The sequence below is a fragment of the Luteimonas sp. TWI596 genome (genome assembly GCF_039674105.1).
Taxonomy (GTDB): Bacteria; Pseudomonadota; Gammaproteobacteria; order Xanthomonadales; family Xanthomonadaceae; genus Luteimonas.
Window position 1 is genome coordinate 75,540 of sequence record NZ_JBDJMU010000003.1, and the last position, 26,242, is coordinate 101,781.

Consider the following 26,242-nt stretch of genomic DNA (forward strand, 5'->3'; position numbering starts at 1 on the left):
CACGGGATCGAGTGGGGGGCGTATCGTGCGCAGCAGGACCAGCAACCGGGAGTGCGCAATGAACAACAGATGGTGGATGGCGGCGCTGTGCGCCGGTCTGGCGCTGGGCGCGGTGTCGCATGGCGCTCTGGCGCAGCAGCAGGAGGAAGAGGAAGAGGCGGTGCGCGAGCGTGGCCAGCGTGCCAGCCCGTCGGATCGTTTCTGCATTCGCGAGACCGGGTCGCGGGTGACCGCGGCGCGCAACGCGCGTTCCAAGCGTGCCGAGCAGGAATGCGTCGACGGGGGCGGCCGGGTCTACACCCGCAGCGACATCGAGCGCACCGGCTCGGTCGACATCAAGGACGCGCTGCGCCGGCTGGATCCGTCGGTGTTCTGACGATACCGGCGGCACCGCAGTGCGCGAAACGCCCGGCATGTCCGGGCGTTTCTGCGTCCGGGCTCAGCAGTCGTCGGCGTGGCCGGTCGTCCAGCGCAGTCCCTGCAGCAGATGCGCGCGGAACACCGGATCGGCATACAGCGCAGGGTCGTGGCCGAGCCCGGTGTACCAGGCGCGGCCGCCGGCGCGGGTGTGGCACCACGCGATGGGATGGTCGTCGCCCATACCGCCGGCGGCATGCGAGTGCGGATCGACCGACGCGATCACCCGCACATCCGCACGCGGGTTGCGGCGGTAGTCGTAGATCTCGTCGACGACCCGCCAGTCGCGTCGGCCCAGCGGCGCCGGGTCCTGTTCGAACACCACGCGCACCGCCTGCAGTCCCTCGGGGTGGCGTGCGAACCAGGCGCCGACCAGCTCGCCGTACCACGGCCAGGTGTAGCCGCTGTCGGCGGCGGCGTGGATGCCCAGATAGCCACCGCCGTGGGCGACATAACGTTCGAAGGCCGCCTGCTGGGGCGCCTCGAGTACCTCGCGCGTGGTGTGCGCGAACACGACCGCGCGGTAGCCGGCCAGTGTCGCGTCGTCGAACCGTGTCGGGTCTTCGCTCGCTTCGATCTCGATGCCGGCCTGCGCCCCGAGCGTGCGCAAGGTCTCGATCGTCGTGGGAATCGCGTCGTGGCGGTAGCCGGCGGTGCGGGTGAACACCAGCACGCGCGGGACGTCGGGCTCGGCAGTGGCGGCACGGACGGGCAATGGCGATGCGCCCATGGACGCGGACGCAGCAAGCAGGGCGAGGATGACGGGCGACGCGGAGCGCATGCGCGCGAGCATAGCGGCCGGCGGCCGCGGCATTCACGCCGCAGCGCGTCAGGCCGTCCGGTGCGCCGGTGCGATAATCGGCTCATCGCCCCATCGAGTGCCGCCATGACAGACGCCTCGCGCCACGACCCGTCCCGCACCATCCGCGCGCCCCGCGGCAGCGCCCTGACCTGCCGCTCGTGGCTGACCGAGGCGCCGTTCCGGATGCTGCAGAACAACCTCGATCCCGAGGTCGCCGAGCGCCCGGAGGATCTCGTCGTCTATGGCGGCATCGGCCGCGCCGCACGCGACTGGGCCTGCTTCGATGCGATCCTCGAGACGCTCAAGACGCTCGAGGACGACCAGACGCTGCTGGTGCAGTCGGGCAAGCCGGTCGGGGTGTTCCGCACCCATATCGACGCGCCCCGGGTGCTGATCGCCAATTCCAATCTCGTGCCGCACTGGGCGACGTGGGAGCACTTCCACGAGCTCGACCGCAAGGGCCTGGCGATGTACGGCCAGATGACCGCCGGCAGCTGGATCTACATCGGCAGCCAGGGCATCGTGCAGGGCACCTTTGAGACCTTCGTCGAGATGGGCCGCCAGCACTACGGCGGCGACCTGACCGGCAAGTGGATCCTGACCGCGGGCCTGGGCGGCATGGGCGGGGCGCAGCCGCTGGCCGCGAGCCTGGCCGGTGCGTGTTCGCTGACGGTCGAATGCCAGCAGAGCCGGATCGACTTCCGGCTCAAGACCCGCTACGTCGACGAGCAGGCCGCCGACCTGGACGACGCGCTGGCGCGCATCGCGCGCTACACCCAGGCGGGCGAGGCGAAATCGATCGCGCTGCTGGGCAACGCCGCCGAGGTCCTGCCAGAACTGGTGCGGCGCGGCGTGCGTCCGGACTGCGTCACCGACCAGACCAGCGCGCACGACCCGGTGCATGGGTACCTGCCGATCGGCTGGACGGTCGAGCGCTGGCTGGCCGAGCAGTCCGCCCATCCCGACGCGGTACGCGACGCGGCCAAGGCCTCGATGCGCGTCCATGTCGAGGCGATGCTGGCCTTCCACGCGCAGGGCATCCCCACCGTCGACTACGGCAACAACATCCGCCAGATGGCCAAGGACGAGGGGCTGGAGAACGCCTTCGATTTTCCCGGCTTCGTGCCCGCCTACGTGCGTCCGCTGTTCTGTCGCGGCATCGGCCCGTTCCGTTGGGTCGCGCTCAGCGGCGATCCGGAGGACATCGCCAGGACCGATGCCAAGGTCAAGGCGCTGATCCCCGACGACCCGCACCTGCATCGTTGGCTGGACATGGCCGCCGAGCGCATCGCCTTCCAGGGCCTGCCGGCGCGGATCTGCTGGGTCGGGCTGGGCCTGCGCCACAAGCTGGGCCTGGCGTTCAACGAGATGGTGCGCAATGGCGAACTCAAGGCGCCGATCGTGATCGGCCGCGATCACCTCGACTCGGGCTCGGTCGCGTCCCCGAACCGCGAGACCGAGGCGATGCGCGACGGCAGCGACGCGGTCAGCGACTGGCCGCTGCTCAACGCGATGCTCAATGTCGCCGGTGGGGCGACCTGGGTCTCGCTGCATCACGGCGGTGGCGTCGGCATGGGCTACTCGCAGCACTCGGGCGTGGTGATCGTCTGCGACGGCAGCGAGGCGGCTGATCGACGCATCGAACGCGTGCTGTGGAACGATCCGGCGACCGGCGTGATGCGGCATGCGGATGCCGGCTACGCCATCGCCGCCGATTGCGCGAAAGCGCAGGGTCTCGATCTGCCGATGCTCGCCTGACTGTGTCACCCTGGCGCGCAGGGCGCGCCGCGCTGGCAGAGACTGCGCAGCGATCGGGGGCGGGCGCATGGTGCATTGTGCGTGCGGCGGGTCTGGACACCAGGTCAGGCGCTAAGGTCCGACAATGGGAAGCGCGGCAATGAAGCGAATCGAGTGTCTGGCCGCATGCGCGGCGTGGCTGGTGGGCGTGGTGCCGGCGGCCCTGGCGGCGCCGGTCGAGCGCGGGACGTTCGTGCAAGTCTGTAACGCCGCCAGCCCCTACACCCACCTGCGCGATGGGCCGAGCGCACGCCAGTATCCGGCGACGGCACGGATGCCCAACGGGCAACGCCTGCGCGTCGAGGACACCCTCCTCACGCCGGAGGGGTATGGCTACCATCGCGTGAGCCTGCTGGACGCACGCGGCGGCACCCTGCGCAGCGGCTATGTGCACGACCAGACGGTCCGCGCCAGATGTGACCTGCCGGCAGCGCCGGATGCGGCGCTCGCGCGGCTCGCGGCCGCTCTGGCGGCCGACAATCCCGGTATCGACGCCGCCGACATCATGGCGGTCAATGCCGGCTTCGACGGCAAGACGCTCGATCTGATGCAACTGCCGCAGTTGCGTGATCTGTCCGCGCTGGCGGCCTTCGACGGACTCGAGTCGATCGACCTCAGCCGGTCTGGCGTGGTCGATGTCGCGCCGCTGGCGGGCCTGCGCTCGCTCAAGACCCTCAGCCTGTACGAGACCACGGTCCACGACATCGCGCCGCTCTCGGCGCTGCGCCCCCTGGAAACGCTCAACCTCCATGGCACGCGAATCGGCGACCTGGACGCGCTGTCGGGCCTGCCCGCACTGCGCACGCTGTACCTGACGAGCAGTCTGGTGCGCGACATCTCCGCGCTCGCCACATTGCCCGATCTGCGGGTGCTGACGCTGTCGGAAACCGAAGTCCAGGATCTTTCGCCGATTGCCGCGCTCGGCGAACTGCGCCTGCTCAACCTCGCCAGCGCAGGCGTGCGCGACATCGGGTTCCTGCGCGACAAGCCCGCGCTCAGGACGCTGGATCTGGGGAACAACGCGATCGACGACCTGTCGCCGATCGCTGAACTTCCCGCGCTCGAAAGCGCCCTGCTCCACAGCAATCCGTTCACCGACATCACGCCGTTGGCGAGACTCAAGACGCTCAAGGTCTTGTCGCTGGCCAACAGCCAGGTCGCGGATTACCGGCCGCTGACCGGACTGACCGGGCTGACCGAACTCGGGCTTGCCGGCAGCACGATCGCCGACCTCAGGCCGCTGGCCGGGATGCGACAACTCGAATGGCTGGCGCTGGGGGCGACCCGGGTCGCGCGCATCGAGGTCGTTGCCGGGATGCCGGCCCTGCGACTGTTGCATCTGCACGACACCCAGGTCGCGGCGCTCGCGCCGGTCGCGGGCCTGCGCCGGCTCGAACGGCTGTCGCTGACCAACGCACCGGTGCGGGACCTCTCGGCGCTGGCCGGCCATGCCCACCTCATCGACCTGGGCCTGCGCGGAACGTCGGTGACCGATTTCTCGGTCATCGCGGAATTGACGGCGCTCCAGACCCTGGACCTGGCCGACACCACGTTCGACGACATGGCAGCGCTCGCCCCGTTGCGGCTGCTCGAAACACTGGACCTGTCGCGCACGCCCGTCGAGGACGTTTCAGTGCTGGCCGGGCTGCCCAGCCTGCGCTGGCTGACGATGGAGGAAACGCGGGTGCACGATGTGTCGCCACTGCGCGCCATGCACGGGCTGCGCACGGTGCGGCTGGCGAAGTCGCCGGTCGAAGATGTCGGGGTGCTGAAACCGCTGGTGGACGCAGGGCTCGACCTGCGGACGGAGTAGCCCGCCGCACGCGTCACGTGGGCCTGCGTGGGCCGCCGAGCGGCGGGGCGCGGCGCACGGGCCGGGGCTTGCAATGCGGTCTGTGCATCGCCAGCTTCTTGAGGGTCGATCGCCACCGGAGCATGCCGTGTCCTCGTTTGATCTGCGTCCGCCCAGCACCGCCGAGCGCACCGCCCTGGAAGCGGACCTGTCCGCCGACGAGCGCCGCGTGCTGCTGCACCACGGCACCGAGGCGCCGTTCTGCGGCGTGTTCCTCGACAACAAGCGCGAAGGCACCTACTGCTGTCGGCTGTGCGGCCTGCCGTTGTTCCGCTCAAGCGCCAAATTCGACTCGGGTACCGGCTGGCCGAGCTTCTTCGCACCGATCGACGAAGCGCACATCGGCCGCATCCGCGACACCAGCCACGGCATGATCCGCGTCGAGGAGGTCTGCGCGCGCTGCGGCAGCCATCTGGGGCACGTGTTCCCCGACGGGCCGCCGCCGACCTACGAGCGGCATTGCCTCAACTCGGTGTCGCTGTCGTTCGTGGCGACCGGCGAATCGCTGCCCGACCCGCTGGCACGCGGCGGCGCGGAGGCATCGCCGGCCTGATCGCTCACGTGCAGGCGAGGGCGCCGGGCACGCAGCGGTGCCCGGCCTGGGCACGTCGCGATCGCCGACATGCCTTTCCGCCCTGGACCTCTATACTCGCCCGCCCCCGACCCGGCGAGCCTTGCCCATGCGTGTGTCCAGCGATTCCGCGTCTTCCGCCGCGCCCAGCGCGACACCGCCCGGCAGTCTGCGCCGGTCGGTGTCGAATACGCTGAAGGGGTCTGCCGGCAACCTCGTCGAATGGTTCGACGTCTATGTCTACTCGGTGTTCGCGGCGTACTTCGAGTCGCAATTCTTCTCGCCCGAGGACAAGAACGCCACGCTCTACGTCTGGGGCATCTTCGCGATGACCTTCCTGATGCGTCCGATCGGCGCCTGGTACTTCGGCCGCTTCGCCGACCGCTACGGCCGGCGCCTGGCGCTGACGGTCTCGGTGTCGATGATGGCCGGCTGTTCGTTCGTCATCGCGATCACGCCGACGGTCGCCACGATCGGCATCGCCGCGCCGATCATCCTGCTGCTCGCACGTCTGGTGCAGGGCTTCGCGACGGGCGGCGAGTACGGCGCCAGCGCGACCTACATGTCCGAGGCCGCGATTCCCGGCCGCCGCGGCTTCCTGTCCTCGTTCCATTACGTGACGCTGGTCGGCGGCCATGTGCTGGCGCAGGCCACGCTGCTGGCGATGCTGCTGTCGCTCGACACCGCGCAGATTGCCGAGTGGGGCTGGCGCCTGGCCTTCGCCCTGGGCGGCGTCGCGGCGATCGTGGTGTTCTGGCTGCGGCGCACGATGGACGAGTCGCTGGAGACCGAATCGATCGAGGCCGCCAAGACCGGCGGCGCACGCGCCTCGGGGTCGCTGCGCGAACTGTTCGTCAACCAGTGGCGTCCGCTGCTGCTGTGCTTTTTGATCACCGCTGGCGGCACGATCGCGTTCTACACCTATTCGGTCAACGGCCCGAAGATGATCCAGACCGCGTTCGCCGGCGGCGATGCGATCACCGGCACCTGGATCAACCTGGCGCTGCTGGCCTTCCTGATGGTGCTGCAGCCGGTCGGCGGCTGGCTGTCGGACATCATCGGGCGCAAGTCGCTGCTGGTGTTCTTCGGCATCGGCGGCGTGCTCTACACCGGCTACATGGTGACCGCGCTGCCGCAGCAGACCAGCGCACTGTCGGCGTTCCTGATCCTGGGCGTGGGCTTTGTGATCCTGACCGGCTATACGTCGATCAACGCGGTGGTGAAGGCCGAACTGTTCCCCACCCACGTGCGCGCGCTGGGCGTCGGCCTGGGCTACGCGCTGGCCAACTCGGCCTTCGGCGGGACCGCGCCGGTGCTCTACCAGGCCGCGCTCAAGTCCGACCAAGTGACCGCGTTCGTGGTCTACGCGACCACGGTGATCGCGGTGTCGTTGGTGGTCTACGTGTTCTTCCTCAAGAACAAGAGCGCGAACTGGCTCGACGATGCGGAGGCCATGCGCGAACGCGGGCAGGGCGTGCGCTGAGGCGATTGGCTGAGGCGATTGGCTGAGGCGATGGCCTGCCCCCACCCCAGCCCTCCCCCGCAGGCGGGCGGGGAAGGGAGCAGGGCAAGGCGGCGGGCGTTCTGCTGCAGGATTCACATCGTCGGTTCTAGACTCGGCCTTCCTTCGTCTGGCGAGAGCCCACCCATGTTCAAGCGCATCGTTCCCGTCCTGCTCATCGCCCTGCTGGCCGCCTGCAGCGCGCCGGCCGAGCGCGACACCGTCCAGCCCAAGGCCGGTCCGGCGGTGGCGTCGGTGACCAACGAGGCCGACTGTCTGCGACGCGGCGGCGAGTGGAAGCAGCTGGGACGGGCGCCGGTGCCGCAGTGTCTGCTGCAGACCGTCGATGCCGGCAAGGCCTGCACCGACAGCCAGCAGTGCCAGGGCCAGTGCCTGGCGCCGGAAGGCACGGTCGACAGTGCGCGCGTGCAAGGCCAGTGCAGCGTCGACACCAACCCGTTCGGCTGCCAGCAGCGGGTGCGCGACGGCGTGGCGTGGACGATCTGCGTCGACTGATCCGGCGCGACCGGATCGACGCGATCTGACCCGCGGGGACGGCGCAGGCCGTCCCCGTTTTGCATTCCCACCGCCGCGACCGGGGCGCGGCCGGCAGGGGGGGGGCGATCGCTGACCGTTCAAGGCTTCGAGGCGGGCGGCGGCGCGCCGGCCCGGTGGTGGACGTGCGACCTGGGCCGCGAGGCGCGACAGCGACCATCACCGCGGTCAGACCCGACGCGCGCTAGCGTCCGGCGCACCCCCCCCTACGGAGTGCCCCGATGCCGATCGCGACCCGCCTCATTCGTCCTGCCGTGCCTGGAGGCCATGTGCGATGAGCGTGTTCGCTCAAGTGCTCGATGCCGTGGCCCGCGAACTGGCGTTGCCCGATCCCGACACCCTGACCACCATCGTGGTCCGCGTGCTGGTGGCCGCGCTGCTCGGTGGCATGGTCGGCTGGGAGCGTGAATACAAGGGCCGCGCGGCGGGACTGAAGACACACATCCTGGTCTCGATCGGTTCGGCGCTGTTCGTGCTCGCGCCATTGCTGTCGGACATCGACGGCGCCGAGGTGACCCGGGTGATGCAGGGCATCGTGTCGGGCATCGGGTTCTTGGGAGCGGGCGCGATCCTCAAGCTGGACAAGGGCGAGCGCATCGAAGGCCTGACGACCGCGGCCGGCGTCTGGATGACTGCGGCCATCGGCATGGCTGCAGGCATGGGGCAGGAGATGGTGGCACTGGCGACCACGCTTGTGGCGTTGCTGGTGGTCGGCGCGCTGCCTCGTCTGCAACGTTCGCGTGCGACGGCGGACCGACGCCCTGCGGACATGGCCGGGCGTGACAGCTGAACGCAACGGCCGCGCATTCCGGATTTCGCCACGGCGGCTTCATCCCCGGACCCGCACGGTGATCGCACATTCGAGCAACGGAGCCAAGCACATGACCAAGCAGGACGACATTCGCGACGGTGGCCGCGATCTCAATCGCGATCCGATCACCAAGACGCCCGGCGCTCATCCCGTCGGTGTCGGTGTGGGCGGCGCTGCGGGCGGCATGGCCGCCGGTGCTGCGGCCGGTACCGTGTTCGGGCCGGTCGGGACCTTGATCGGGGCGGCGGTGGGCGTGGTCGCCGGGGCGGCGATCGGCAAGGGCGTGGCCGAGCGGATCGATCCGACCGGCGAAGTGGAGTACTGGCGCCAAGCGCATGGCGACCGGCCTTACGTCAAACCTGGGCATGACTACGACCGCGATTACGCTCCGGCCTACGGCTTCGGCCTGCAGGCCCGCGAGGCCGATCGGACCCGCGGTTGGGACGAGTCGGAGGCGCAACTTCGCCGCGATTGGGAATCGGCCAGGGCCGAATCGAAGCTGGAATGGGAAGACGCGCAGCCGGCGGTGCGCGATGCCTGGGAGCGCACGGATCGGACGTACGCTCTGTACCAGCGCAGCGATGACTACTACGCCAAGGCGTTCGAGAATGCGCCCTACCGCAACGCCGACGACCGCTACGAGGATTACCAGCCGGCCTATCGTTATGGCGCCTATGCGCGTTCGCGTCATGCCGATCGTGAGTGGGACGACGCGCTTGCAGGCGAGCTTGCGCGAGACTGGGCATCGCGTCGCGGCAATTCACGCCTGGAATGGGATCGCGCCAAGGCCGCGGTGGAGGATGCCTACGTGTCGCACGACCGCTATACCAGCGGCGAGTACACCGGCAGCGGCCGCGACGACAACGACCGCTTCCGCGTCGGCTGACGCCTCCGATCGCCGGTGATTCCGCCACGGGCGCATCCTTCCAGGATGCGCCCGTCGTCGGTGTGCCCATGTCTGCAGGCCACGGTGTCGCTTCCACTGCGTGGCAGATGCGCGCGGGCATCGCGTTGCCAGCGTTCGCCAGTATGCTGGACAGGTCGGTTGCCGGCCTTGATGGCGCGCCTGTCGTCAAGGGAGCGGCATGGCGCATTCACATCACGCCGCGCCCTCGTCGCGGACCATCGCAGTCATTTCAACGCGCAGGAGATCGTTCCATGAGTGGACAGGGTTCGGCCGGCAATGTGATCGCCGCCATCTGCAGTTTCATCGTGCCCGGCCTCGGGCAACTGGTGCAGGGTCGGCTGCTATCGGCCGTGCTGTGGTTTCTGGCTGGCTGCATCGCATTCGCGATCACCTGGCTGCTGACGGTCTCGTTGCTGCCGTTCGGTTGGTTCATCGTCAGCGTGTTCTCGTGCATCAACGCGGCGTTGTACCGCCGTCCTGGGGTCTGACCACGCGTCACGCAACGCGCCCGGGGCCGAAGACGGCCCCGGGCACAGGCACGCTCACTTCGGCTCACCGTTCTCCACACCGGTATCGCTGCGCACGTCGTCGGCGAACGAATGGCCATCGGCATTGCGATCGCCGATTTGGTCATCGAGTTCGGGGTCCAGCAGGTCGGCCTGGTCGTCGAGGCCGATGTTGTCGATCGCCGACTGCGAGCGCGGATCCTTCAGTGCCGGTCCGCGCGTCGGCGGCAGATCCTCGCGGTCGCGCAGCGACGATTCGTCGCTCGGGGCGTTGGGGCGGGTGGGGTTGGCCTTGCTCATGGCGATCTCCGGTCTGCGGTGCGGACACTATCGGTGCGACCGCGTCACGCGGGCGGCAAGAGCATGGCGTCGTGCTGTGGCCGGGGCCTGCCTGCATCGCGAGTCGATCGTGATGCCGCGCTTCCTCCCGTCGGGAGATGGTGCGAACGGATGTCAGACCGCGCGGCTGACCTGATCAATCGCGGCGCCGCGACGGCGATCGTGACGCGGGCGCGTGTCATGCGCCTGCCAGGCTGCCTGCACTTGCGCGCGGACGTCATGCCAGGCGCGCAGCCGGCCATCGAATTCCCAGACCCGCCGCAGCACCGGTTCGATCTCCTCCCAGGGGCGCTCGGGATACGAGGCGCGTCCATTGCGACCCAGCGAGAGCACCAACATGTGATCGGATTCGGAACGGGCCATCGGAATGTTGCCAGGAACTTGGGAGTGCGCAGGCTAAGGCGCGGATCGTCTGTTTTCCGTGAATCCAATGTTGGATTTCGATGACAGGACCGCCGCGTTCACAACAGCCCTGCAAGCACCATGACCAGCCCCACGGTCGCGACTGCCCAGATGGCGCTGCGCAGGTAGGGAATGCCGACGCCGTAGACCGGCAGATAGGCCACGCGCGCCCACAGATAGAGCTGCGCGCCCAGTGCGGTGGTGGCGTCGTGGCGACCGGCCAGCACCACCGCCAGCACCGCGGCGGCGAAGAACGGAAAGGTCTCGAGAAAGTTGCGGCTCGCCGCCGACAGTCGCTGCGCGGCGCCGGTCAGCGGTGGCACATGGCCGTCGCGATTGCCGGCATTCCACGCCATGCCGCGTTGCGCGGTGGAAAACCCGGCGGCGACCAGGACGTGGACCAAGCCGAGGGCGATCGACCCGGCCAACATCTGAAATTCGATCGTCATCGGCATGGTCTCCAGCGCAGTGTGCGGATTCAGCCTGCGACGGCCTTGACGATCGCGGCGTTGAAGGCCGGGATGTCGTCGGGCTTGCGGCTGGTGATCAGGTTGCCGTCGACGACGACCTCCGCGTCCTGCCAATCCGCGCCGGCATTGACCAGGTCGGTCTTGATCGATGCCCAGGATGTGACCTTGCGGCCCTTCGCCAGGCCGCTCTCGACCAGCAGCCACGGACCGTGGCAGATCGCGGCGACCGGCTTGCCACTGCGGCCGAAGGTGCGCACGAACGCGACCGCGTCGGCGTCCTTGCGCAGGTTGTCGGGGTTGATCTGCCCGCCGGGCAGCACCAGCGCGTCGTAGCGGCCGGGATCGGCCTTGGAAAGCGGCACGTCGACATCGACGCTGCGGCCCCAGTCCTTCTGGTCCCAGCCCTTGATCGAGGTCGCATCGCCAGGCGACACGACATCGACGTGGGCGCCGGCCTCGCGCAAGGCCTGTAGCGGTTTCTCGAGCTCCGACTGCTCGAAGCCGTCGGTGGCGAGAATGGCGATCGTCTTGCCGTCCAGGGTCTGCATCGGGGTCTCCAAGCGGGGGATCAGGAGCGCCCGATGCTAGGGCGCGGGCGGTCCTGCGCCCGTGAACGAAAGGCGCCTGCGGCCGCCGTCTCGCGTCGTGAGACGACGCACGGGCACGCTCGCGCCCCGCCTGCCGCCCGGAGCGTGCTGTCTGAACGCGATCCTCAAACCCGACTCGCTGCCTGCGACCACGGCCGGCACCGCGCCCGGCACTGCGCTTGCGACCAAGTTGTCGGCCAAGTACCCCGGGCGCATCACCGGCAGCCTGCTGTTGCCCGGCCAGCCGGGCCGCTACGCGCCGATGCCGGGCGAGGTGCCCGAAGCGCTGGCGCGCGCGCTGCGCAGCCGCGGCATCGACCGGCTCTACAGCCATCAGGCCCAGGCCTGGGCCGCGACCCAGGCCGGCCGCCACGTCGTGGTCGCCACGCCGACCGCGTCGGGCAAGTCGCTGTGCTACACGCTGCCGGTGCTGTCGGCAGCGATCGCCGGGCGCAGCAAGGCGCTGTACCTGTTCCCGACCAAGGCGCTGGCACAGGATCAGGTCGCCGAATTGCTGGAACTCAATGCCGCCGGCGAGCTCGGCCTGCGCGCGGCGACCTTCGACGGCGACACGCCCGGGGATGCGCGCCAGGCGATCCGCATCAATGGTGACATCGTCGTCAGCAATCCCGACATGCTGCATCAGGCGATCCTGCCGCATCACACCAAGTGGGCGCAGTTCTTCGAGAATCTGCGCTACGTGGTGATCGACGAGATCCACACCTACCGTGGCGTGTTCGGTTCGCACGTGGCCAATGTGATCCGCCGGCTCAAGCGGGTGTGCGCGTTCTACGGCGTGACCCCGCAGTTCATCCTGTGCTCGGCCACGATCGGCAATGCCCGCGAGCACGGGCGCGCGCTCATCGAGGTCGACGACGCGCAGCTCGAGGCGATCGACGATGGCGGCGCGCCGCGCGGCGACAAGCACGTGCTGCTGTGGAATCCGCCGGTGGTGAATCCGGACCTGGGCCTGCGCGCGTCCGCGCGCTCGCAGTCCAACCGCATCGCGCGGCTGGCGATCCGCTCCGGCCTCAAGACACTGGTGTTCTGCCAGACCCGGCTGATGGTCGAGGTGCTGACCAAGTACCTCAAGGAAGTCTTCGACCACGACCCGCGCAAGCCGCGCCGGATCCGCGCCTACCGCGGCGGCTACCTGCCGACCGAACGCCGCGCGGCCGAGCGCGAGATGCGCGCGGGCAGCATCGACGGCATCGTCAGCACCTCGGCGCTGGAGCTGGGGGTCGACATCGGCAGCCTCGACGTGGTCGTGCTCAACGGCTATCCGGGCAGCATTTCGGCGACCTGGCAGCGCTTCGGTCGTGCCGGCCGCCGGCAGCAGCCCTCGGTCGGCGTGCTGGTCGCCAGCTCCGAACCGATGGACCAGTACGTCGTGCGCCATCCGGAGTTCTTCGCGCAGGCCAATCCCGAGCACGCGCGCATCGAGCCCGACCAGCCGCTGATCCTGCTCGATCACATCCGCTGCGCCGCGTTCGAACTGCCGTTCGTCGATGGCGACATGTTCGGCCCGGTCGCGCCACTGCCGTGGCTGGAGGTGCTGGCCGAGTCGGGCGTGTTGCATCACGAGGGCGATCGCTGGGAATGGATCGCCGACAGCTATCCGGCGCAGGCGGTGAACCTGCGCTCGGTCGCCGACGGCAACTTCGTGGTCGTCGATCGGACCGACGGTCGGCAGACGATCATCGCCGAGGTCGACTATTCGGCCGCCGCGCTCACGCTCTACGAGGGCGCGATTCACATGATCCAGTCCGAGCCGTTCCAGGTCGAACGCCTGGATTGGGAGGGCCGCAAGGCCTACGTGCAGCGCACCCACGTCGACTACTACACCGATGCGATCGACTACACCAAGCTCAAGGTGCTCGACGATGCCGAGCAGGCGGACGCAGGGCAGGGCAGCGCGCATCTGGGCGAGGTGCATGTGGTACGGCGGGTGTCGGGCTACAAGAAGATCCGTTTCCACACCCACGAGAACATCGGCTACGGGCCGGTCAACCTGCCCGATCAGGAACTGCACACCAGCGCGGTGTGGTGGCAGTTGCCGCAGCGCGCGCTCGATGCTGCGTTCGATGCGCGGCACGAGGCGCTCGACGGGTTTCTGGGCGCGTCGTACGCACTGCATCTGGTCGCGCAGGTCGCGGTGATGGCCGAGAGCCGCGACCTGCAGAAAGCCGTGGGCAGCGGCGATGGCACGTGGTTTGCGACCGCCGACCAGCGCGGTCGCGGGCAACTGCGCGACGGCGAGGGCGCGGCACTCGACATCGCCGGGATCGGTCGTTTCGCGCCGACGCTCTATCTCTACGACAACTATCCCGGCGGCGTCGGTCTGTCCTCACCGCTGTTCGAGCGCCGCGACGAACTGCTGGCGCAGGCCGCGGCGCTGATCGATGGCTGCGGTTGCCGTGCCGGCTGCCCGGCCTGCGTCGGGCCGATCCTCGCGTCCGAGGAGGACACCGAGCGCACGCCGCGGCAGCTGGCCGCGCGCGTGGTCGACCTGCTGGTGAGCGCATGACGGGGCGCCCATGAGCGCGCTGGCCAAGCGGTTGGGGCTGCTGCGCAGCCAGGCCGGGACCGCGCTGCCGAGCGTCGCGCCGGCCCGGCCGATGGCGCCCGTGCTGCCGCCGCGCGCGCAGTGGCCGCGCGCCGATGCGCAACGGTCGCCAGAGGCGGTCGCCGAGCAGTTACGCAAGCTGATGAAGCTGCGCGCCCCGGCCGTGGCATCGCGTCCGGGCGCGACGGTCGATCGCACGCTACCTGGCGAAGAGATCGCGCCGGGCCTGCGCTATCTGGAACAGATGGCCCCGTGGCCGCATGACGACGCCGAGTTGGCGCTGCATGACATCCGCCATGACACCGTGCAGCGCGGCGACCTGCTTGCGTTCGATACCGAGACCACCGGCCTGGCCGGCGGCACCGGCACCCGTGCGTTCATGATCGGCGCGGCGGACGTCATCGATGGCCGGCTGCGGATTCGCCAGCTGTGCATCACCACGCTCGGCGCCGAGCGCGAGATGCTGAAGGTCTTCGCCGGCTGGCTGCGGCGCGAGACTGTCCTTGTGAGCTACAACGGACGCTGCTACGACCGTCCGTTGCTGACCACGCGCTACCGCCTGGCGCGGATGCGCGACCCGCTGATCGACCTGCGCCATGTCGACCTGCTGCACCCAGTGCGGCGTCGCTATCGCGGTGTCTGGGCCAATTGCCGCTTGGCGACCGTCGAGCGCGAGTTGCTCGGTGTGCTGCGCGAAGACGACCTGCCGGGCAGCGAAGCGCCGGCCGCGTGGCTGCGCTATCTGCGCGGCGGCAGCGCCGACAAGCTGCGTCGCGTCGGTCTGCACAATGCGCAGGACCTGCGCAGCCTGTTGGGCGTGCTCGAGGCGATGCGCGACCGCTGACGCCGTGCGCGCCGTCGGCGGCTCGCCCCCACCCCGGCCCTCCCCCGCAAGCGGGGGAGGGGGAGCCGCACACCGACCTGGAAGCGGTCTTCAGTCCGCCGCCACAGTGCGCGAGTCTGCTGCCGCAGTGCGGGTCGCCCTCCCCAGCGCGCGCCGCTGCCACAGCGCGCGGCGGCGCTACCGCGGGCGGCCACTTGTGCGTGGGATCGCGCGTCGCGCCTCGATGTGCACGCTTGCGATGCTGCGGACGGGTTCACATGTCTGCCATCGCGGCAGTGCTTGAATCGGACGGCCCAGCAGTCCCGCGCCGCCGGTTCGCCGACAGCGACCCTCCGTCACTCTGGACCCTCATGGACGCAAGCGAACGCCGGCCCGCGATGGCCGACCCTGCGCCCCCGCGTGCCACATTGCGTGCGCGCGATGCGTTCGCGATCACGATCGGTATCGTCGTCGGCGCGGGCATCTTCCGCACGCCGTCGCTCGTTGCCGGCGCATCGAGCAGCGAAGTGGCACTGCTGCTCGCCTGGGCCGCAGGCGGCGTGCTGTCGATCGTCGGTGCGCTGTGCTACGCCGAACTGGCCACGACCTACCCGCAGGCCGGTGGCGACTACGCCTACCTGCGGCGCGCCTATGGACCGCGCATGGCCTTCCTGTTCGCGTGGGCGCGGATGGCCGTGATCCAGACCGGTTCGATCGCGCTGCTGTGCTTCATCGTCGGCGACTACTTGGCGCAGCTGTTCGACCGCGGCGGTGGGGCATCGGCGCTGTACGCGGCCGCGGCCGTGATCGCGCTGTCGGCGATCAACTGGATCGGCACGCGCCACAGTGCGGCGGTGCAGACGTGGCTGACGATCGCCGAGATCGCTGGCGTGCTGGTGATCGTCGTGGCGGGGCTGGCGTTTGCGCCGACCGACATCGCAGCGGTGCCGGGCAGCGGCGGTGACAGCGCGATCGGCCTGGTCCTGGTGTTCGTGCTGCTGACCTACGGCGGCTGGAACGAGGCGGTCTACATCACCGCCGAGGTCCGCGATGCCCGGCGCTGGATGCCGCGCGTGCTGGTGCTCAGCCTGATCGCGATCGCTGCACTGTACGTGCTGGTCAACCTGGCCTATCTGCGCGTGCTCGGCCTGGGCGGCATGGCCGAGCACAACGCCGTCGCGGCCGAGGTGATGGGCCGGGTGTTCGGGCCGAGCGGCGCGGCATTGATGAGTGCGATCGTGGTCGCTGCGGCGCTGACCTCGGCCAACGCGACGCTGATCACCGGTGCGCGCAGCGTGTACGCCGCCGGGCGCGATTTCCCGGCGCTGAGCGCCATCGGCCGCTGGGATGCGCGCAGCGGCGCGCCGCGTGCAGCGATCCTGGTCCAGGGCGTGCTGGCGTTGGCGCTGGTCGGGCTGGGCGCGTTCGCACGCGATGGCTTCGAGGTCGCGGTGGAGTACACCGCGCCGGTGTTCTGGCTGTTCTTCCTGCTGGTGGGCATCGCCCTGTTCGTGCTGCGCCGGCGCGACCCCCAGCGTCCGCGCCCGTTCCGGGTGCCGTTGTATCCCGCACTGCCGTTGCTGTTCTGCGCGACCAGCGGCTACCTGCTGTACGCGAGCCTGGCCTACACCGGACGCGGTGCGCTGGTCGGCGTGGTCGTGCTCGCGGTCGGCGGGCTGCTGTTGCTCTGGCTTCGACCGTCCACCTGCCTCGAGGAGACCTCGCGATGATCCGATCGACCCCGTCCCGTTCCATGCGCGCGCTCTGCGTGCTCGTGCCCGCCTTCATGATCGCGTGCGCGCAGGATCCGCAGCCGCCGCAGGCCACGGCCGATACCGCTGCCGGCCTGCCCGCAGCGACGGGCGCAGGCGGCGTGCCGACCGCGGTGCCGACCGTCACCGCCCAGATCGGCCCGGACTCGCCGTTCGCCGAAGGCGCGCCGCGACCGTCGCGCGAGCCCGACGTGATCTACGTGCCGACGCCCGAGCCGGTGGTCGATGCCATGCTCAATCTGGCCAAGGTCCGCGAAGGCGACGTGCTCTACGACCTGGGCTCGGGCGATGGCCGCATCCCGATCGCCGCGGCACAACGTTTTGGCGTGCGCGCGGTCGGCATCGACATCAACCCGGTACGCGTGCGCGAGGCGAACGCGAATGCCGAGGCGGCCGGTGTCACCGATCTGGTGACGTTCAAGGAGGCCGACCTGTTCCAAGAGGACATCAGCCAGGCCAGCGTGGTCACGTTGTATCTGCTGCAGAGCCTAAATGTGAAACTGCGCCCGAAACTGCTCGCCGAGCTCAAGCCCGGCACGCGGATCGTCAGCCACGCCTTCGACATGGCCGACCAGTGGACGCCCGAGGCCACGCAGGAGGTGGACGGCACCCGCATCTATCTGTGGACCGTGCCCGCACGCTGAGCCGGGCCCGACGCTGTGCCCGGTCGATCGCGCCTGGCAGGATCGCGCCATCCCGCTGTATGAGGCTGTTCGCATGTCCCGCTCGTTGACCTTCGCGCTGTCGCTCGCCGCACTGTCGGGGGTGTCCGCTGCCGCCTTTGCGTCCAACGCCACCTCGCCCGACCGCGGCGGGCAGCAGGGCCTCGATGCGGCGTACCCGAGCCAGACGCATGCGCTGAGCTCGCAGGGCCAGGCGCTGTCGATGGCCTATCTGGACGTGCAGCCAGCGGGCACGGGCAACGGGCGCACGGCCGTGCTGCTGCACGGCAAGAACTTCTGCGCTGCGACCTGGGAGGACACGATCGCCGTGCTGGTCGCCGACGGCTGGCGGGTGATCGCGCCCGATCAGGTCGGATTCTGCGGGTCGAGCAAGCCGCGCGGCTACCAGTTCTCGTTCGCCCAGCTGGCCGCCAACACCCAGGGGCTGTTGCAGGCGCTGGGCGTCGAGCGCCCGGTGCTGATCGGCCACTCGATGGGCGGCATGCTGGCGACCCGCTACGCGCTGCAGTATCCGGACGCGGTCGCGCAGCTGGTGCTGGTCAATCCGATCGGGCTCGAGGACTGGCAGGCCGAAGGCGTGCCGTACGCGACGGTCGACCAATTGATGGAAGACGAGCGCAGGACGAGCGCCGAGCGCATCCGGGCCTATCAGTGCAAGGTCTATTACGACGGTCGCTGGGACCCGCGCTACGACTGCTGGGTCGAGATGCTGGCCGGCCTGTACGCCGGCCCCGACGGCGAGATCGTGGCCTGGAACCAGGCGCAGACCTCGGAGATGGTGTTCACCCAGCCGGTGGTGCACGAGTTTGCGAAGCTGCGCGTGCCGACGCTGCTGATGATCGGCGGCAAGGATCGCATCGCGCCCGGCGCCCATCGCGCGCCGCCGCCCATCGCCGCGCGGTTGGGCGACTACCCGGTGCTGGGGCGACGCGCGGCTCAGGCGATCCCCGATGCCGAACTGGTCGAGTTCCCGGCGCTCGGCCACGCGCCGCAGGTCGAGGCGCCCGCCCCGTTCCACGCGGCGCTGCTGCCACGGCTGGTCCGCTGAGCACGTTGGGCGCGGGCTGTCCGGCTGCATTCACATCGCATTCGAACGGTCGCCGGCCAAGTCCCTACACTGGGCGGATCATCTCGCGCCCCTAGCCGGAGTCCGTTGCCTCCATGTCGTCCTGGCGTTCGTGCCTGCCGTTGATCCTGTGCCTGGCCGTGGTCGGCTGCCAGCGCGCGCCCGCGCCCGTCGATGAGGCAGTGGAGACCGTCGAGGTGTCCAGCCCGGAGGAGGGCGGCGCGGTCAGCACGGCGCCGCTGGCGACCGAGGACCTGCCCGATGTGGCGCCGCTGCCCGCCGACACCGCCGATCCGGCCGAGGTCGACTGGTCGCCGATGACGCTCGAGGGCGCGACTGCGTCGGTGAGTTGCGAACTGGACTATGCCAACGCTGGCGATGGCGACGTGCTGAAGGCGTTCGACCGCGCGGCGCTGCGCGAGGCGATGGCGCCCTGCGCCGAGCGCGGGGTATTCCGGCTGCGCTTCAAGGGGCGCGTGACCCAGGATTTCACCCGGCTGATGCAACGCCTGGCTGCGGTCGCCGACGAGTTGAAGATCGACAAGCGGGTGCTCGATCTCGACTCGAGCGGCGGCATGGTCGAAGAAGCGATCCGCGCCGGCGACGTGATCGCCGAGTCGCGCTGGACGATCTGGGTGCGCGAAGGCGCGGCCTGCCACAGTTCCTGCGTGTTCCTGCTCGCCGGCGGCGACACCCGGCTGATCGGCGGCCGGGTCGGCATCCACCGGATCATCCGCATGAGCTCGAGCGCGTCGACGCGGGCCGAGCTCAACCGGGAACTGCGGGCGGTCTACGGCCGGGTCCGCGATTATCTGGAGCGCAATGGCGCCGCCGTCGCGGTCGCCGACCTGATGATGGCCGTGCCCAATCGCAGCCTGCGCATCCTCACCCCCGACGAGCTCAAGCTCTATGGCCTGGACGGGGTGAATCCGGCGCAGGACGATCTCGACCGGCTGCGACTGATGCGTAAGTGCGGCCAGGACTTCGTCGCGCGCCGCGACTCCTACATCCGCGCCTTCGATGCGACCTGCAATGCACCCGATCGCGATGTCGAGGCGATGACCGCCTGCGGTCTTGAGCTGCGCGGACGCTTCGGCTTCCCGGACGCGCAGTGCCCGTCGGAGAGCCCGCTGTCGGAGTTCGACCTCGTCGGGGAGATGACCGCGGCCGCAGGCATCGCCAGCCGGCTGCGCATCCTCGGCGTGCCCAGCGGGACATCCCGCCGCGCCGCCGAGCCGGCCCCCGCCGCGCCCGCGCCGCGCGAGGCGCGCACGCCGACGGCGCAGGGCGGCGATACGCCCGCCCGGCCGTCCGAGGCCTCGGCCGACGACAGCGAGGCGGCTGCGCCGACCGACGGCGCCGATCGCACCCAGACCCCGGCGCCAACGCCGGGGTGAGCGACGGGCGCGGCCCGTCGCGTCGTGAACTCAGGGCGCGTCGTCCTGCAGGAAACCGCCCGACTGCCGCCGCCACAACTGCGCGTAGATGCCGTCGGCCGCGATCAGCGCCTCGTGCGTGCCTTGCTCGACGATCCGGCCGCGCTCCATGACGATCAACCGGTCCATCGCTGCGATCGTCGAGAGCCGGTGGGCGATCGCGATCACCGTCTTGCCTTCCATCAGCCGGTAGAGGTTCTCCTGGATCGCGGCTTCGGCTTCGGAGTCGAGCGCCGAGGTGGCCTCGTCGAGCACCAGGATCGGGGCGTTCTTCAGCAGCACGCGCGCGATCGCGATGCGCTGGCGCTGGCCGCCCGAGAGCTTGACGCCGCGCTCGCCGACCTGGGCGTCGTAGCCGGTGCGCCCCTTGGCATCGCTGAGGCCGAGGATGAATTCGTGCGCCTCGGCGCGCCGTGCGGCCTCGATCATCTCCGCCTCGCTGGCATCCGGACGGCCGTAGAGGATGTTCTCGCGCACCGAGCGGTGCAGCAACGAAGTGTCCTGGGTCACCATGCCGATCTGCGCACGCAGCGAGTCCTGGGTGACGGTGGCGATGTCGACACCGTCGATGCGGATCGTGCCGGCCTCGCGGTCGTAGAAGCGCAGCAGCAGATTGACCAAAGTCGACTTGCCCGCGCCCGACCGTCCGACCAGGCCGATCTTCTCGCCGGGGCGCACGTGCAGGTCCAGGCCCTCGATGACGCTGCGCTCGGCCTGGCCGTAGTGGAAATCGACGCTTTCGAAGCGGATGTCGCCGCGCACCGGCGGCAGCACCTGCGCGGCGGGCGCATCGTCCACGGTCGGCGCCAGCGAGATCGAGTTGATGCCGTCGCGCACCGTGCCGATGTTCTCGAACAGCGCCGAGAGTTCCCACATGATCCATTGCGACATGCCCAGCATCCGCAGCGCCAGCGCGATCGCCACCGCGATCGCGCCGGTGCTGATCGCCCCGCCATGCCACAGCCACAGGCCGAGCCCGCCGACCGAAGCGACCAGCAGCATGTTGAGCACGTAATTGCAGACGTTGATGATCGTCACCAGGCGCATCTGCCGATGCACGGTGTCGAGAAAGCCGTCCATCGCCTCGTAGGCGTAGGACTGCTCGCGCGAGGAATGCGAGAACAGCTTGACCGTGGCGATGTTGGTGTAGCTGTCGACGATGCGTCCGGTCATCACCGCGCGGGCGTCGGCCTGCTTCTCGGAGATCTTGCTCAGCCGCGGCACGAAAACGCGCATCAGCGCCGCGTAGCAGAGCACCCAACCCAGGAACGGCAGCATCATCCGCCAGTCGGCCGAGGCCGCGACCACCAGCGCGCCGGTCAGGTAGACCAGCACGTAGTTGCCGACATCCAGCAGTTTGATGACTGTCTCGCGCACCGCCAGCGAGGTCTGCATCAGCTTGGTGGCGATGCGGCCGGCGAACTCTTCCTGGAAGTAGGTCATCGACTGCCGCAGCAGGTAGCGATGCACGTTCCAGCGGATCCGCATCGGGAAGTTGCCCAGCAGCGTCTGGTGGATGATCAACGAGCTGAACAAGGTCATCACCGGCAGGCCGATGAGCACCAGCACCGCCATCGCCGCAAGTCGCCCGCCCTCGGCATCGAGGAACGAGGCGGGCGTGTGCGCCGCCAGGCGATCGACCAGCGAGCCGACATAGGCATAGAGCACGACCTCGGCGATGGCGATGGCCGCGGTGAACAGTGCCATCAGCAGCAGCCAGCGGCCGCTGCCGCGCACGTAGTGCATGCAGAACGCGAACAGCGTCCGCGGCGGCTGTTCGGGCGGGGCGGACGGGAACGGGGCGATGCGGTTTTCGAACCAGCGGAGCATGGGCGGTCCAGTGCGGCGCGCGCGCGCGCCGGTCTTCGTCGGGGGAGAGCGGGCATTGTCCGCGATGCGCCTGCGGCTGTCGCGGCGCCGTCGTCAGCCGGGCCGTGCAGCGTCGACGGCGCGCCCTCTAGGGAATGTCGAGCACCACACGCCCCAGGTGATGCGCGGTGAGCAAGCGCTCGGCATCGGCGATCCGCGACAGCGGCAGGCGGGCCCCGACGTGCAGGTGGAACGGTCCGCGTTCGATCGCGCGGCAGGCCGCCTGCATCGAGGTCGCGCCGGCATGCGCACCGAAGCCGGTCGCGGCGATGTCTGCGCGCGCCGGTGGCGGCGTCACGCCGTGCGGCCAGGCGATGCGGCCGCCGGACCGCAGCGCATCGACTGCGATCCGGGCGATGCCGGCATCGCTCGCGGTCAGCAACGAAGCGGTCGGGCCCTCAGGCGCGAAGATCCGCAGGGCTGCGGCGAGATCCTGACGGCGCCCGTCGATCGCCATGTCCGCGCCGAGCCGCTCGGCCAGCGCGATGCCATCGGCGCCCGACACCACGGCCAGCACCCGCGCGCCGCGCTGGCGGGCGAACTGCAGCGCCATGTGCCCGATGCCGCCGCTCGCGCCCAACAGCAGCAGCGTGTCGCCTGCGCCCAGGCCCAGCACGTGGGCCACGGCGTGCATCGCCAGACCGCCATCGACCGGCAGCGCGGCGGCGTGGTGCAGCGGCAGTCGGGCGGGGATGCGCCAAGCGCGGTCGGCATCGACGAGCGCGAATTGGGCATGGAAGCCGTAGCGCGGGGCGCAAGGCAGCGCCAGGCCGCAGACGCGATCGCCCTCGCGCAGCCGTTGCACGTGGGCGCCGACCTCGACCACCGTGCCGGCGCCCTCCGCGCCGCCGATCCAGGGGGCGGACGCGTGCACGAGGGTGCCGGGCAAGCGCCCGTCGCGCTCGAGGACGTCCCAGTGGCCGAAGCCCGCCGACAGCACGCGGATCAGCACCTGCTCAGGGCCCGGCAACGGAATCGGCGTTTCCACCGGGATCCATGCGCCGCGTGCGCCCGGTGCGCAGGCGATCGCCTGCATCGTCTCCGGCCCGGCGTCGGCATGCGACCACGCGCAGGCCGGCGCCTGGATCGAGGGCGAAGAGCGGGGCTGGAGGATCATTCGGGCTCCTGTCGGATTGCGGGGGGGTGCCGGGCAGGGTAAAACCTCAACAAATGTTGAGGTCAAGAGGTGGCTGATGAGTCGGGACGGATTGGGGACCCACGAGACATTGTCGGTCGGCGAACTGGCTGCACGCAGCGGCGTGGCGGTCTCGGCCCTGCACTTCTACGAACGCCAGGGGCTGCTGTCCAGTACGCGCAATGCAGGCAACCAGCGCCGTTATCGGCGCGACGCGCTGCGGCGGGTGGCGGTCATCCGGGTCGCGCAGCGGGCCGGGATCCCGCTGGCGGCGATCGGCGAGGCGCTGGCGACCCTGCCCGACGGGCGAACGCCGACCCAGGTCGACTGGACGCGCCTGTCGCGTCACTGGCGGGCCGACCTCGATGCCCGCATCGCACAGCTCACGCGACTGCGCGACCAACTCGACGGCTGCATCGGCTGCGGATGCCTGTCGCTGCGGACTTGTCCGCTGCGCAACCCGGACGATGTCGCCGGCGCGCGCGGTCCCGGGGCGCCGTATCTGGAACGGTGATCCGGTGCCTGGCGCCTGCTGTGATGCGTCGGCCACCAGGCCCGTGGGTCGCCGCTGCGATCAGCGCGGCGCGTCGCCTTCGGCACCATGGCGACGGCGCTTGGCTCGTCGCGCGCTCGGCGTGCGTGCGGCGGCGATGCGACGGGCCAGGCCTTGGCCGACGGAGCGGCAGAAGCGATCCAGATCGGTGACGGCCACGCCCCGGTACCAGGGCAGACCGGCGACCGATGCGCTCGCGGCCGCAGGCCCGGCCGCCGCGGCGAACCTGCGGGTCCAGGCCGCTTCGACGTCGAGTGCGACGGCGTAGGGCAGCAGGAACGCGTAGTGATGGACATCGTGCAGCGGCGGCGCAGCCTGGGCGTCGGATGCCCCGGGGCCGCCGGCGCCGGTCAGATAGCGGCGCAGGCCCTGGGCGTGCGCGAGCAGGCGACGGCCTTCGGCGGTGGGCGCACGCGCCCGCACCGCGAAGGCGATCAGGACCAGTCCCATCGCCGCGACGATCGCAAGCGTCGGTACCCAGGTGCCGGCATCGGCGGACAGCCACAGTGCGACCGCGCCTGTGACCAGCGCAATCGCGAGCGCGGCGAGCAGATGGCCGCCGCGGGCGCTGAACAATGCAGGCTGGAAGCGGCGGCGCAGGGCGAGTTCATGCGCCCGCCAGGTCGCGCCGATGGCATCAGCCTGTGCCGGCTCGAGCACGATCGCGTCCTGCGGGCCAGCCAGCAGTGCGGTCAGCAGCGCGCGCTGTTCCAGGGTAGGCAGACGGTGTGCGCCGGTGCGGCTGCGCCGGACGCGCCAATGCATGCCCGCGCTCGCGCGCTCGCGCAGCAGGTGCACATGCTCGTCGACTGCAGCCGCAAGCAGATCCGAGGACAGGCAGCGCGCGTCGTAGCGCATGCGCAGCAGGTAGCGCAGCCCGCCCGGTGAGACACCTGGCGGAGGCACATCACGGAGCGTGGTGGCCTCCGCGGCAGGGCTGCGGCGGTGGCGGCGCTGCAGCACGAACAGGACGAGCAGGGTCGCCAGCCCGGCCAGTGCGATCAGCGGTCCGCGGTGGTCGTGCAGCCACCAGGCCAGGCGCTGCTGCCGGCTGGGCGGCGCGATCAGGCCCTTGGGGAAGGCCAGCGAGACCGTCCAGCCCGCCTCCGGCGGCAGCGGCCGCGCCAGCGTCCAGCGCGCGGTCCCGGCGGCCGACAGCGCCACGTGGAAGTCCCGGCCCGGCGCGTCCGCAGTGCCGGTGGCGCCATCGGCGTCCAGCGTCTCCAGCGGCACCGCGTCCGGCAACACGATGGTGATGCTGCCGCGCTCGATCGCCACATCCCGTGCGGGGGCGAGCGCAGGCAGATACACCGCGTCGTGATCGTCGAAGAACCCGAGCTGGCGTGCGGTCCGGTAACGCAAGGTGTAGACCGGCGTGGATGGAGTCGGCAGGCGGCGGGCATCGCCCACGCGCACGCGCATGCGGTTGCCGCTGCGCTCTGCGGTCCAGGGCGCCGGTCGGCCATCGCGCAGCACCTCGTACACGTCCAGGTCGACGACGATACGGGCCCCTGCCGGGTCGCGGTAACGGACCGGAATGTCGCGCACGATGCCGTGGCGGAAGATGCGCCCCTCAGCGCGGATCGCGATGCGTTCGGTGACGTCGAGGCGGCCGTCAGGCAGGACCCGGACCTCGATGTCGTCGGCCAGGATGCGTTCCTGCGCCCAGGCCGTGGGCACCGCGAGCAGCCATGCCAGCAACTGCCACCGCAGCGCCCGGCCCCACCAGCGTCTGCGCGGGCGGCTGGCGGAGGGCGCAGGCCCTGTCGTCCGGTCGCTCACGTAGGCAGCGTCGCGATGTTGGCGAGCGGGCGGCATCGCGTCGTGGTCGGGGCACGGTCGGCGGGCGCTGCGGGGCATGGCGGGCAGAGGGCTCAAAACCCCGAGCATACCCGCGCCACGCGTCGCCCCGCCCGCTTGCCGGCCCCAGCCCGAGGCGTACACTCGAGCCCTTCGACCCGTCTGCCGCCTGGAGCGTCATGCCCATGAACAAGCTGCGCCTGTCCCTGTCGATCGCCATGCTCGCCGCGGCCGCGTCTGCCGCCCACGCCCAGCAGCCCGCCCCGGCGGCGCCGCCGGCAGCGGCGCAACAGCCCGCGCAGCAGCCGGCCCTCACCGCCGAGCAGCAGGCGCAGATCGCGCGGCAGGATGCCGAGATCAGCGCCGCCGCGCTGCAGATCATGCAGATGATCGATGCCAACCGCGCCGGCGAAGTCTGGGACGGCGCGTCGGCGACGATGAAGGGTCTGGTGACGCGCGAGGACTTCGTGCGCCAGGTCGCCGCCGACCGCAGCCGGTTGGGTGCACCGGCTTCGCGCGACCGTCCGGTGGTGAGCCGGTCGCGGTTCGGCGCCGGCGAGTCCGTGCCCGAAGGGATCTATCTCAACGTCGCCTCGCCGACCAAGTTCGCCAACCACGCCCAGCCGATCCGCGAACTGGTGTCGTTCCGCTTCGACGACGACCGTACCTGGCGCGTATCGGGCTACAGCGTGCGCTGAGCGCGGGGACCCGCGCCGGCGACGGCGCGGGTGCTGCGTGGTCGATCGCGTGCGATCAGGCCGCGATCACGCGGATCGTGTGCTCGCCTACCCGCACCGTCTGGCCTGCGCGGATCTTGCAGGTCTTGCGCAGCTCGACCGCGCCGTCCACGCGCACCGCGCCGCTGGCGACCAGGGCCTTGCCCGCGCCGCCGCTCTCGCACAGCCCCTCGAGCTTGAGCAACTGGTTGAGTTCGACGTGCTCGCCTTCGAGCTGGAATTCGACGGGTGCGGGCATCTTGATCCTCCGGGCGGGCGGCCATTATCTCGGTCAGTGCGTCCTCC

Annotated in this window: 26 protein-coding genes; 17 read left to right on the forward strand and 9 right to left on the reverse strand. The window is 70.3% G+C overall.

The window, feature by feature from the left end; translation table 11 throughout:
- Positions 1-58 precede the first annotated feature (58 nt).
- Entirely contained in the window at positions 59-376 is a 318-nt protein-coding gene (locus ABE487_RS03085; RefSeq protein ID WP_346443201.1) for a hypothetical protein, read from the forward strand.
- Between the two features lie 63 nt (positions 377-439).
- On the opposite strand, the gene ABE487_RS03090 is transcribed toward ABE487_RS03085, so the two are convergent.
- Positions 440-1,147 carry a ThuA domain-containing protein gene (locus tag ABE487_RS03090; RefSeq protein ID WP_346451058.1) on the reverse strand — a complete coding sequence of 236 codons (708 nt, stop codon included), beginning with the start codon at positions 1,145-1,147 and terminating at the stop codon, positions 440-442.
- A gap of 156 nt (positions 1,148-1,303) precedes the next feature.
- On the opposite strand from ABE487_RS03090, the gene hutU reads away from it, so the two are divergent.
- The 8 genes from hutU to ABE487_RS03130 all read left to right on the forward strand — a co-directional run bounded on the left by hutU (position 1,304) and on the right by ABE487_RS03130 (position 9,701).
- Positions 1,304-2,977 carry a urocanate hydratase gene (hutU, locus tag ABE487_RS03095; RefSeq protein WP_346443197.1) on the forward strand — a complete coding sequence of 558 codons (1,674 nt, stop codon included), beginning with the start codon at positions 1,304-1,306 and terminating at the stop codon, positions 2,975-2,977.
- Between the two features lie 139 nt (positions 2,978-3,116).
- Positions 3,117-4,829, forward strand: a complete 1,713-nt coding sequence (locus tag ABE487_RS03100) for a leucine-rich repeat domain-containing protein (protein ID WP_346451059.1) — start codon at positions 3,117-3,119, stop codon at positions 4,827-4,829.
- Positions 4,830-4,956: 127 nt separating this feature from the next.
- Positions 4,957-5,421: a peptide-methionine (R)-S-oxide reductase MsrB gene (gene msrB / locus ABE487_RS03105; protein ID WP_346443194.1), complete on the forward strand. Its 465-nt coding sequence runs from the start codon at positions 4,957-4,959 to the stop codon at positions 5,419-5,421.
- A gap of 127 nt (positions 5,422-5,548) precedes the next feature.
- Entirely contained in the window at positions 5,549-6,922 is a 1,374-nt protein-coding gene (locus tag ABE487_RS03110) for an MFS transporter (RefSeq protein ID WP_346451060.1), read from the forward strand.
- 165 nt (positions 6,923-7,087) lie between these two features.
- Entirely contained in the window at positions 7,088-7,456 is a 369-nt protein-coding gene (locus tag ABE487_RS03115) for a hypothetical protein (RefSeq protein WP_346446777.1), read from the forward strand.
- A gap of 313 nt (positions 7,457-7,769) precedes the next feature.
- Positions 7,770-8,285, forward strand: coding sequence for an MgtC/SapB family protein (locus tag ABE487_RS03120; RefSeq protein ID WP_346443189.1), 516 nt, complete (start codon positions 7,770-7,772; stop codon positions 8,283-8,285).
- A gap of 91 nt (positions 8,286-8,376) precedes the next feature.
- Positions 8,377-9,192: a hypothetical protein gene (locus ABE487_RS03125; protein ID WP_346446775.1), complete on the forward strand. Its 816-nt coding sequence runs from the start codon at positions 8,377-8,379 to the stop codon at positions 9,190-9,192.
- Between the two features lie 272 nt (positions 9,193-9,464).
- Positions 9,465-9,701 (forward strand): hypothetical protein, encoded by a 237-nt coding sequence (locus ABE487_RS03130; RefSeq protein ID WP_241945614.1) that lies wholly within the window; start codon positions 9,465-9,467, stop codon positions 9,699-9,701.
- A 54-nt stretch (positions 9,702-9,755) separates the two neighbouring features.
- On the opposite strand, the gene ABE487_RS03135 is transcribed toward ABE487_RS03130, so the two are convergent.
- The 4 genes from ABE487_RS03135 to ABE487_RS03150 all read right to left on the reverse strand — a co-directional run bounded on the left by ABE487_RS03135 (position 9,756) and on the right by ABE487_RS03150 (position 11,478).
- Positions 9,756-10,019: a hypothetical protein gene (locus ABE487_RS03135; protein ID WP_346443185.1), complete on the reverse strand. Its 264-nt coding sequence runs from the start codon at positions 10,017-10,019 to the stop codon at positions 9,756-9,758.
- Between the two features lie 153 nt (positions 10,020-10,172).
- Positions 10,173-10,421 carry a hypothetical protein gene (locus ABE487_RS03140; protein ID WP_346443183.1) on the reverse strand — a complete coding sequence of 83 codons (249 nt, stop codon included), beginning with the start codon at positions 10,419-10,421 and terminating at the stop codon, positions 10,173-10,175.
- A 98-nt stretch (positions 10,422-10,519) separates the two neighbouring features.
- Positions 10,520-10,915 (reverse strand): MAPEG family protein, encoded by a 396-nt coding sequence (locus tag ABE487_RS03145; protein WP_346451061.1) that lies wholly within the window; start codon positions 10,913-10,915, stop codon positions 10,520-10,522.
- 23 nt (positions 10,916-10,938) lie between these two features.
- Positions 10,939-11,478, reverse strand: a complete 540-nt coding sequence (locus ABE487_RS03150; protein WP_346443179.1) for a type 1 glutamine amidotransferase domain-containing protein — start codon at positions 11,476-11,478, stop codon at positions 10,939-10,941.
- A 178-nt stretch (positions 11,479-11,656) separates the two neighbouring features.
- Here ABE487_RS03150 and ABE487_RS03155 point away from each other — a divergent pair, with 178 nt between their 5' ends.
- The 6 genes from ABE487_RS03155 (at position 11,657) to ABE487_RS03180 (ending at position 19,824) form a co-directional block, all read left to right on the forward strand.
- Positions 11,657-14,044: a DEAD/DEAH box helicase gene (locus ABE487_RS03155; RefSeq protein ID WP_346451113.1), complete on the forward strand. Its 2,388-nt coding sequence runs from the start codon at positions 11,657-11,659 to the stop codon at positions 14,042-14,044.
- A gap of 10 nt (positions 14,045-14,054) precedes the next feature.
- On the forward strand, positions 14,055-14,927 hold the full coding sequence (locus ABE487_RS03160) for a ribonuclease H-like domain-containing protein (protein ID WP_346443177.1): 873 nt from the start codon (positions 14,055-14,057) through the stop codon (positions 14,925-14,927).
- Between the two features lie 350 nt (positions 14,928-15,277).
- Positions 15,278-16,636, forward strand: coding sequence for an amino acid permease (locus tag ABE487_RS03165; protein WP_346451062.1), 1,359 nt, complete (start codon positions 15,278-15,280; stop codon positions 16,634-16,636).
- Positions 16,633-17,322, forward strand: coding sequence for a class I SAM-dependent methyltransferase (locus ABE487_RS03170; RefSeq protein ID WP_346446767.1), 690 nt, complete (start codon positions 16,633-16,635; stop codon positions 17,320-17,322). Before ABE487_RS03165 ends, ABE487_RS03170 begins: the two co-directional genes overlap by 4 nt.
- Positions 17,323-17,395: 73 nt before the next feature.
- The gene (locus tag ABE487_RS03175) at positions 17,396-18,409 is read left to right on the forward strand and encodes an alpha/beta hydrolase (protein ID WP_346451065.1); all 1,014 of its coding nucleotides are present in this window, start codon (positions 17,396-17,398) and stop codon (positions 18,407-18,409) included.
- Between the two features lie 113 nt (positions 18,410-18,522).
- Positions 18,523-19,824 (forward strand): hypothetical protein, encoded by a 1,302-nt coding sequence (locus tag ABE487_RS03180; protein ID WP_346451067.1) that lies wholly within the window; start codon positions 18,523-18,525, stop codon positions 19,822-19,824.
- 30 nt (positions 19,825-19,854) lie between these two features.
- On the opposite strand, the gene ABE487_RS03185 is transcribed toward ABE487_RS03180, so the two are convergent.
- Both ABE487_RS03185 and ABE487_RS03190 read right to left on the reverse strand, forming a co-directional pair.
- Positions 19,855-21,693 (reverse strand): ABC transporter ATP-binding protein, encoded by a 1,839-nt coding sequence (locus tag ABE487_RS03185; protein ID WP_346443169.1) that lies wholly within the window; start codon positions 21,691-21,693, stop codon positions 19,855-19,857.
- A gap of 127 nt (positions 21,694-21,820) precedes the next feature.
- A complete protein-coding gene (locus ABE487_RS03190; protein WP_346451069.1) occupies positions 21,821-22,849 on the reverse strand; it encodes an NADP-dependent oxidoreductase in 1,029 nt (342 codons plus the stop codon).
- 76 nt (positions 22,850-22,925) lie between these two features.
- Here ABE487_RS03190 and soxR point away from each other — a divergent pair, with 76 nt between their 5' ends.
- Positions 22,926-23,381, forward strand: a complete 456-nt coding sequence (soxR, locus tag ABE487_RS03195) for a redox-sensitive transcriptional activator SoxR (protein WP_346446761.1) — start codon at positions 22,926-22,928, stop codon at positions 23,379-23,381.
- A 60-nt stretch (positions 23,382-23,441) separates the two neighbouring features.
- On the opposite strand, the gene ABE487_RS03200 is transcribed toward soxR, so the two are convergent.
- The gene (locus ABE487_RS03200; protein WP_346452860.1) at positions 23,442-25,100 is read right to left on the reverse strand and encodes a DUF2207 domain-containing protein; all 1,659 of its coding nucleotides are present in this window, start codon (positions 25,098-25,100) and stop codon (positions 23,442-23,444) included.
- Positions 25,101-25,405: 305 nt separating this feature from the next.
- Between ABE487_RS03200 and ABE487_RS03205 the strand changes: the two genes are divergently transcribed.
- Positions 25,406-25,918 carry a DUF4019 domain-containing protein gene (locus tag ABE487_RS03205; protein WP_346443162.1) on the forward strand — a complete coding sequence of 171 codons (513 nt, stop codon included), beginning with the start codon at positions 25,406-25,408 and terminating at the stop codon, positions 25,916-25,918.
- 55 nt (positions 25,919-25,973) lie between these two features.
- Here ABE487_RS03205 and ABE487_RS03210 read toward each other — a convergent pair whose 3' ends face one another.
- Entirely contained in the window at positions 25,974-26,195 is a 222-nt protein-coding gene (locus ABE487_RS03210) for an RNA-binding S4 domain-containing protein (RefSeq protein ID WP_346443160.1), read from the reverse strand.
- Positions 26,196-26,242: the final 47 nt, after the last annotated feature.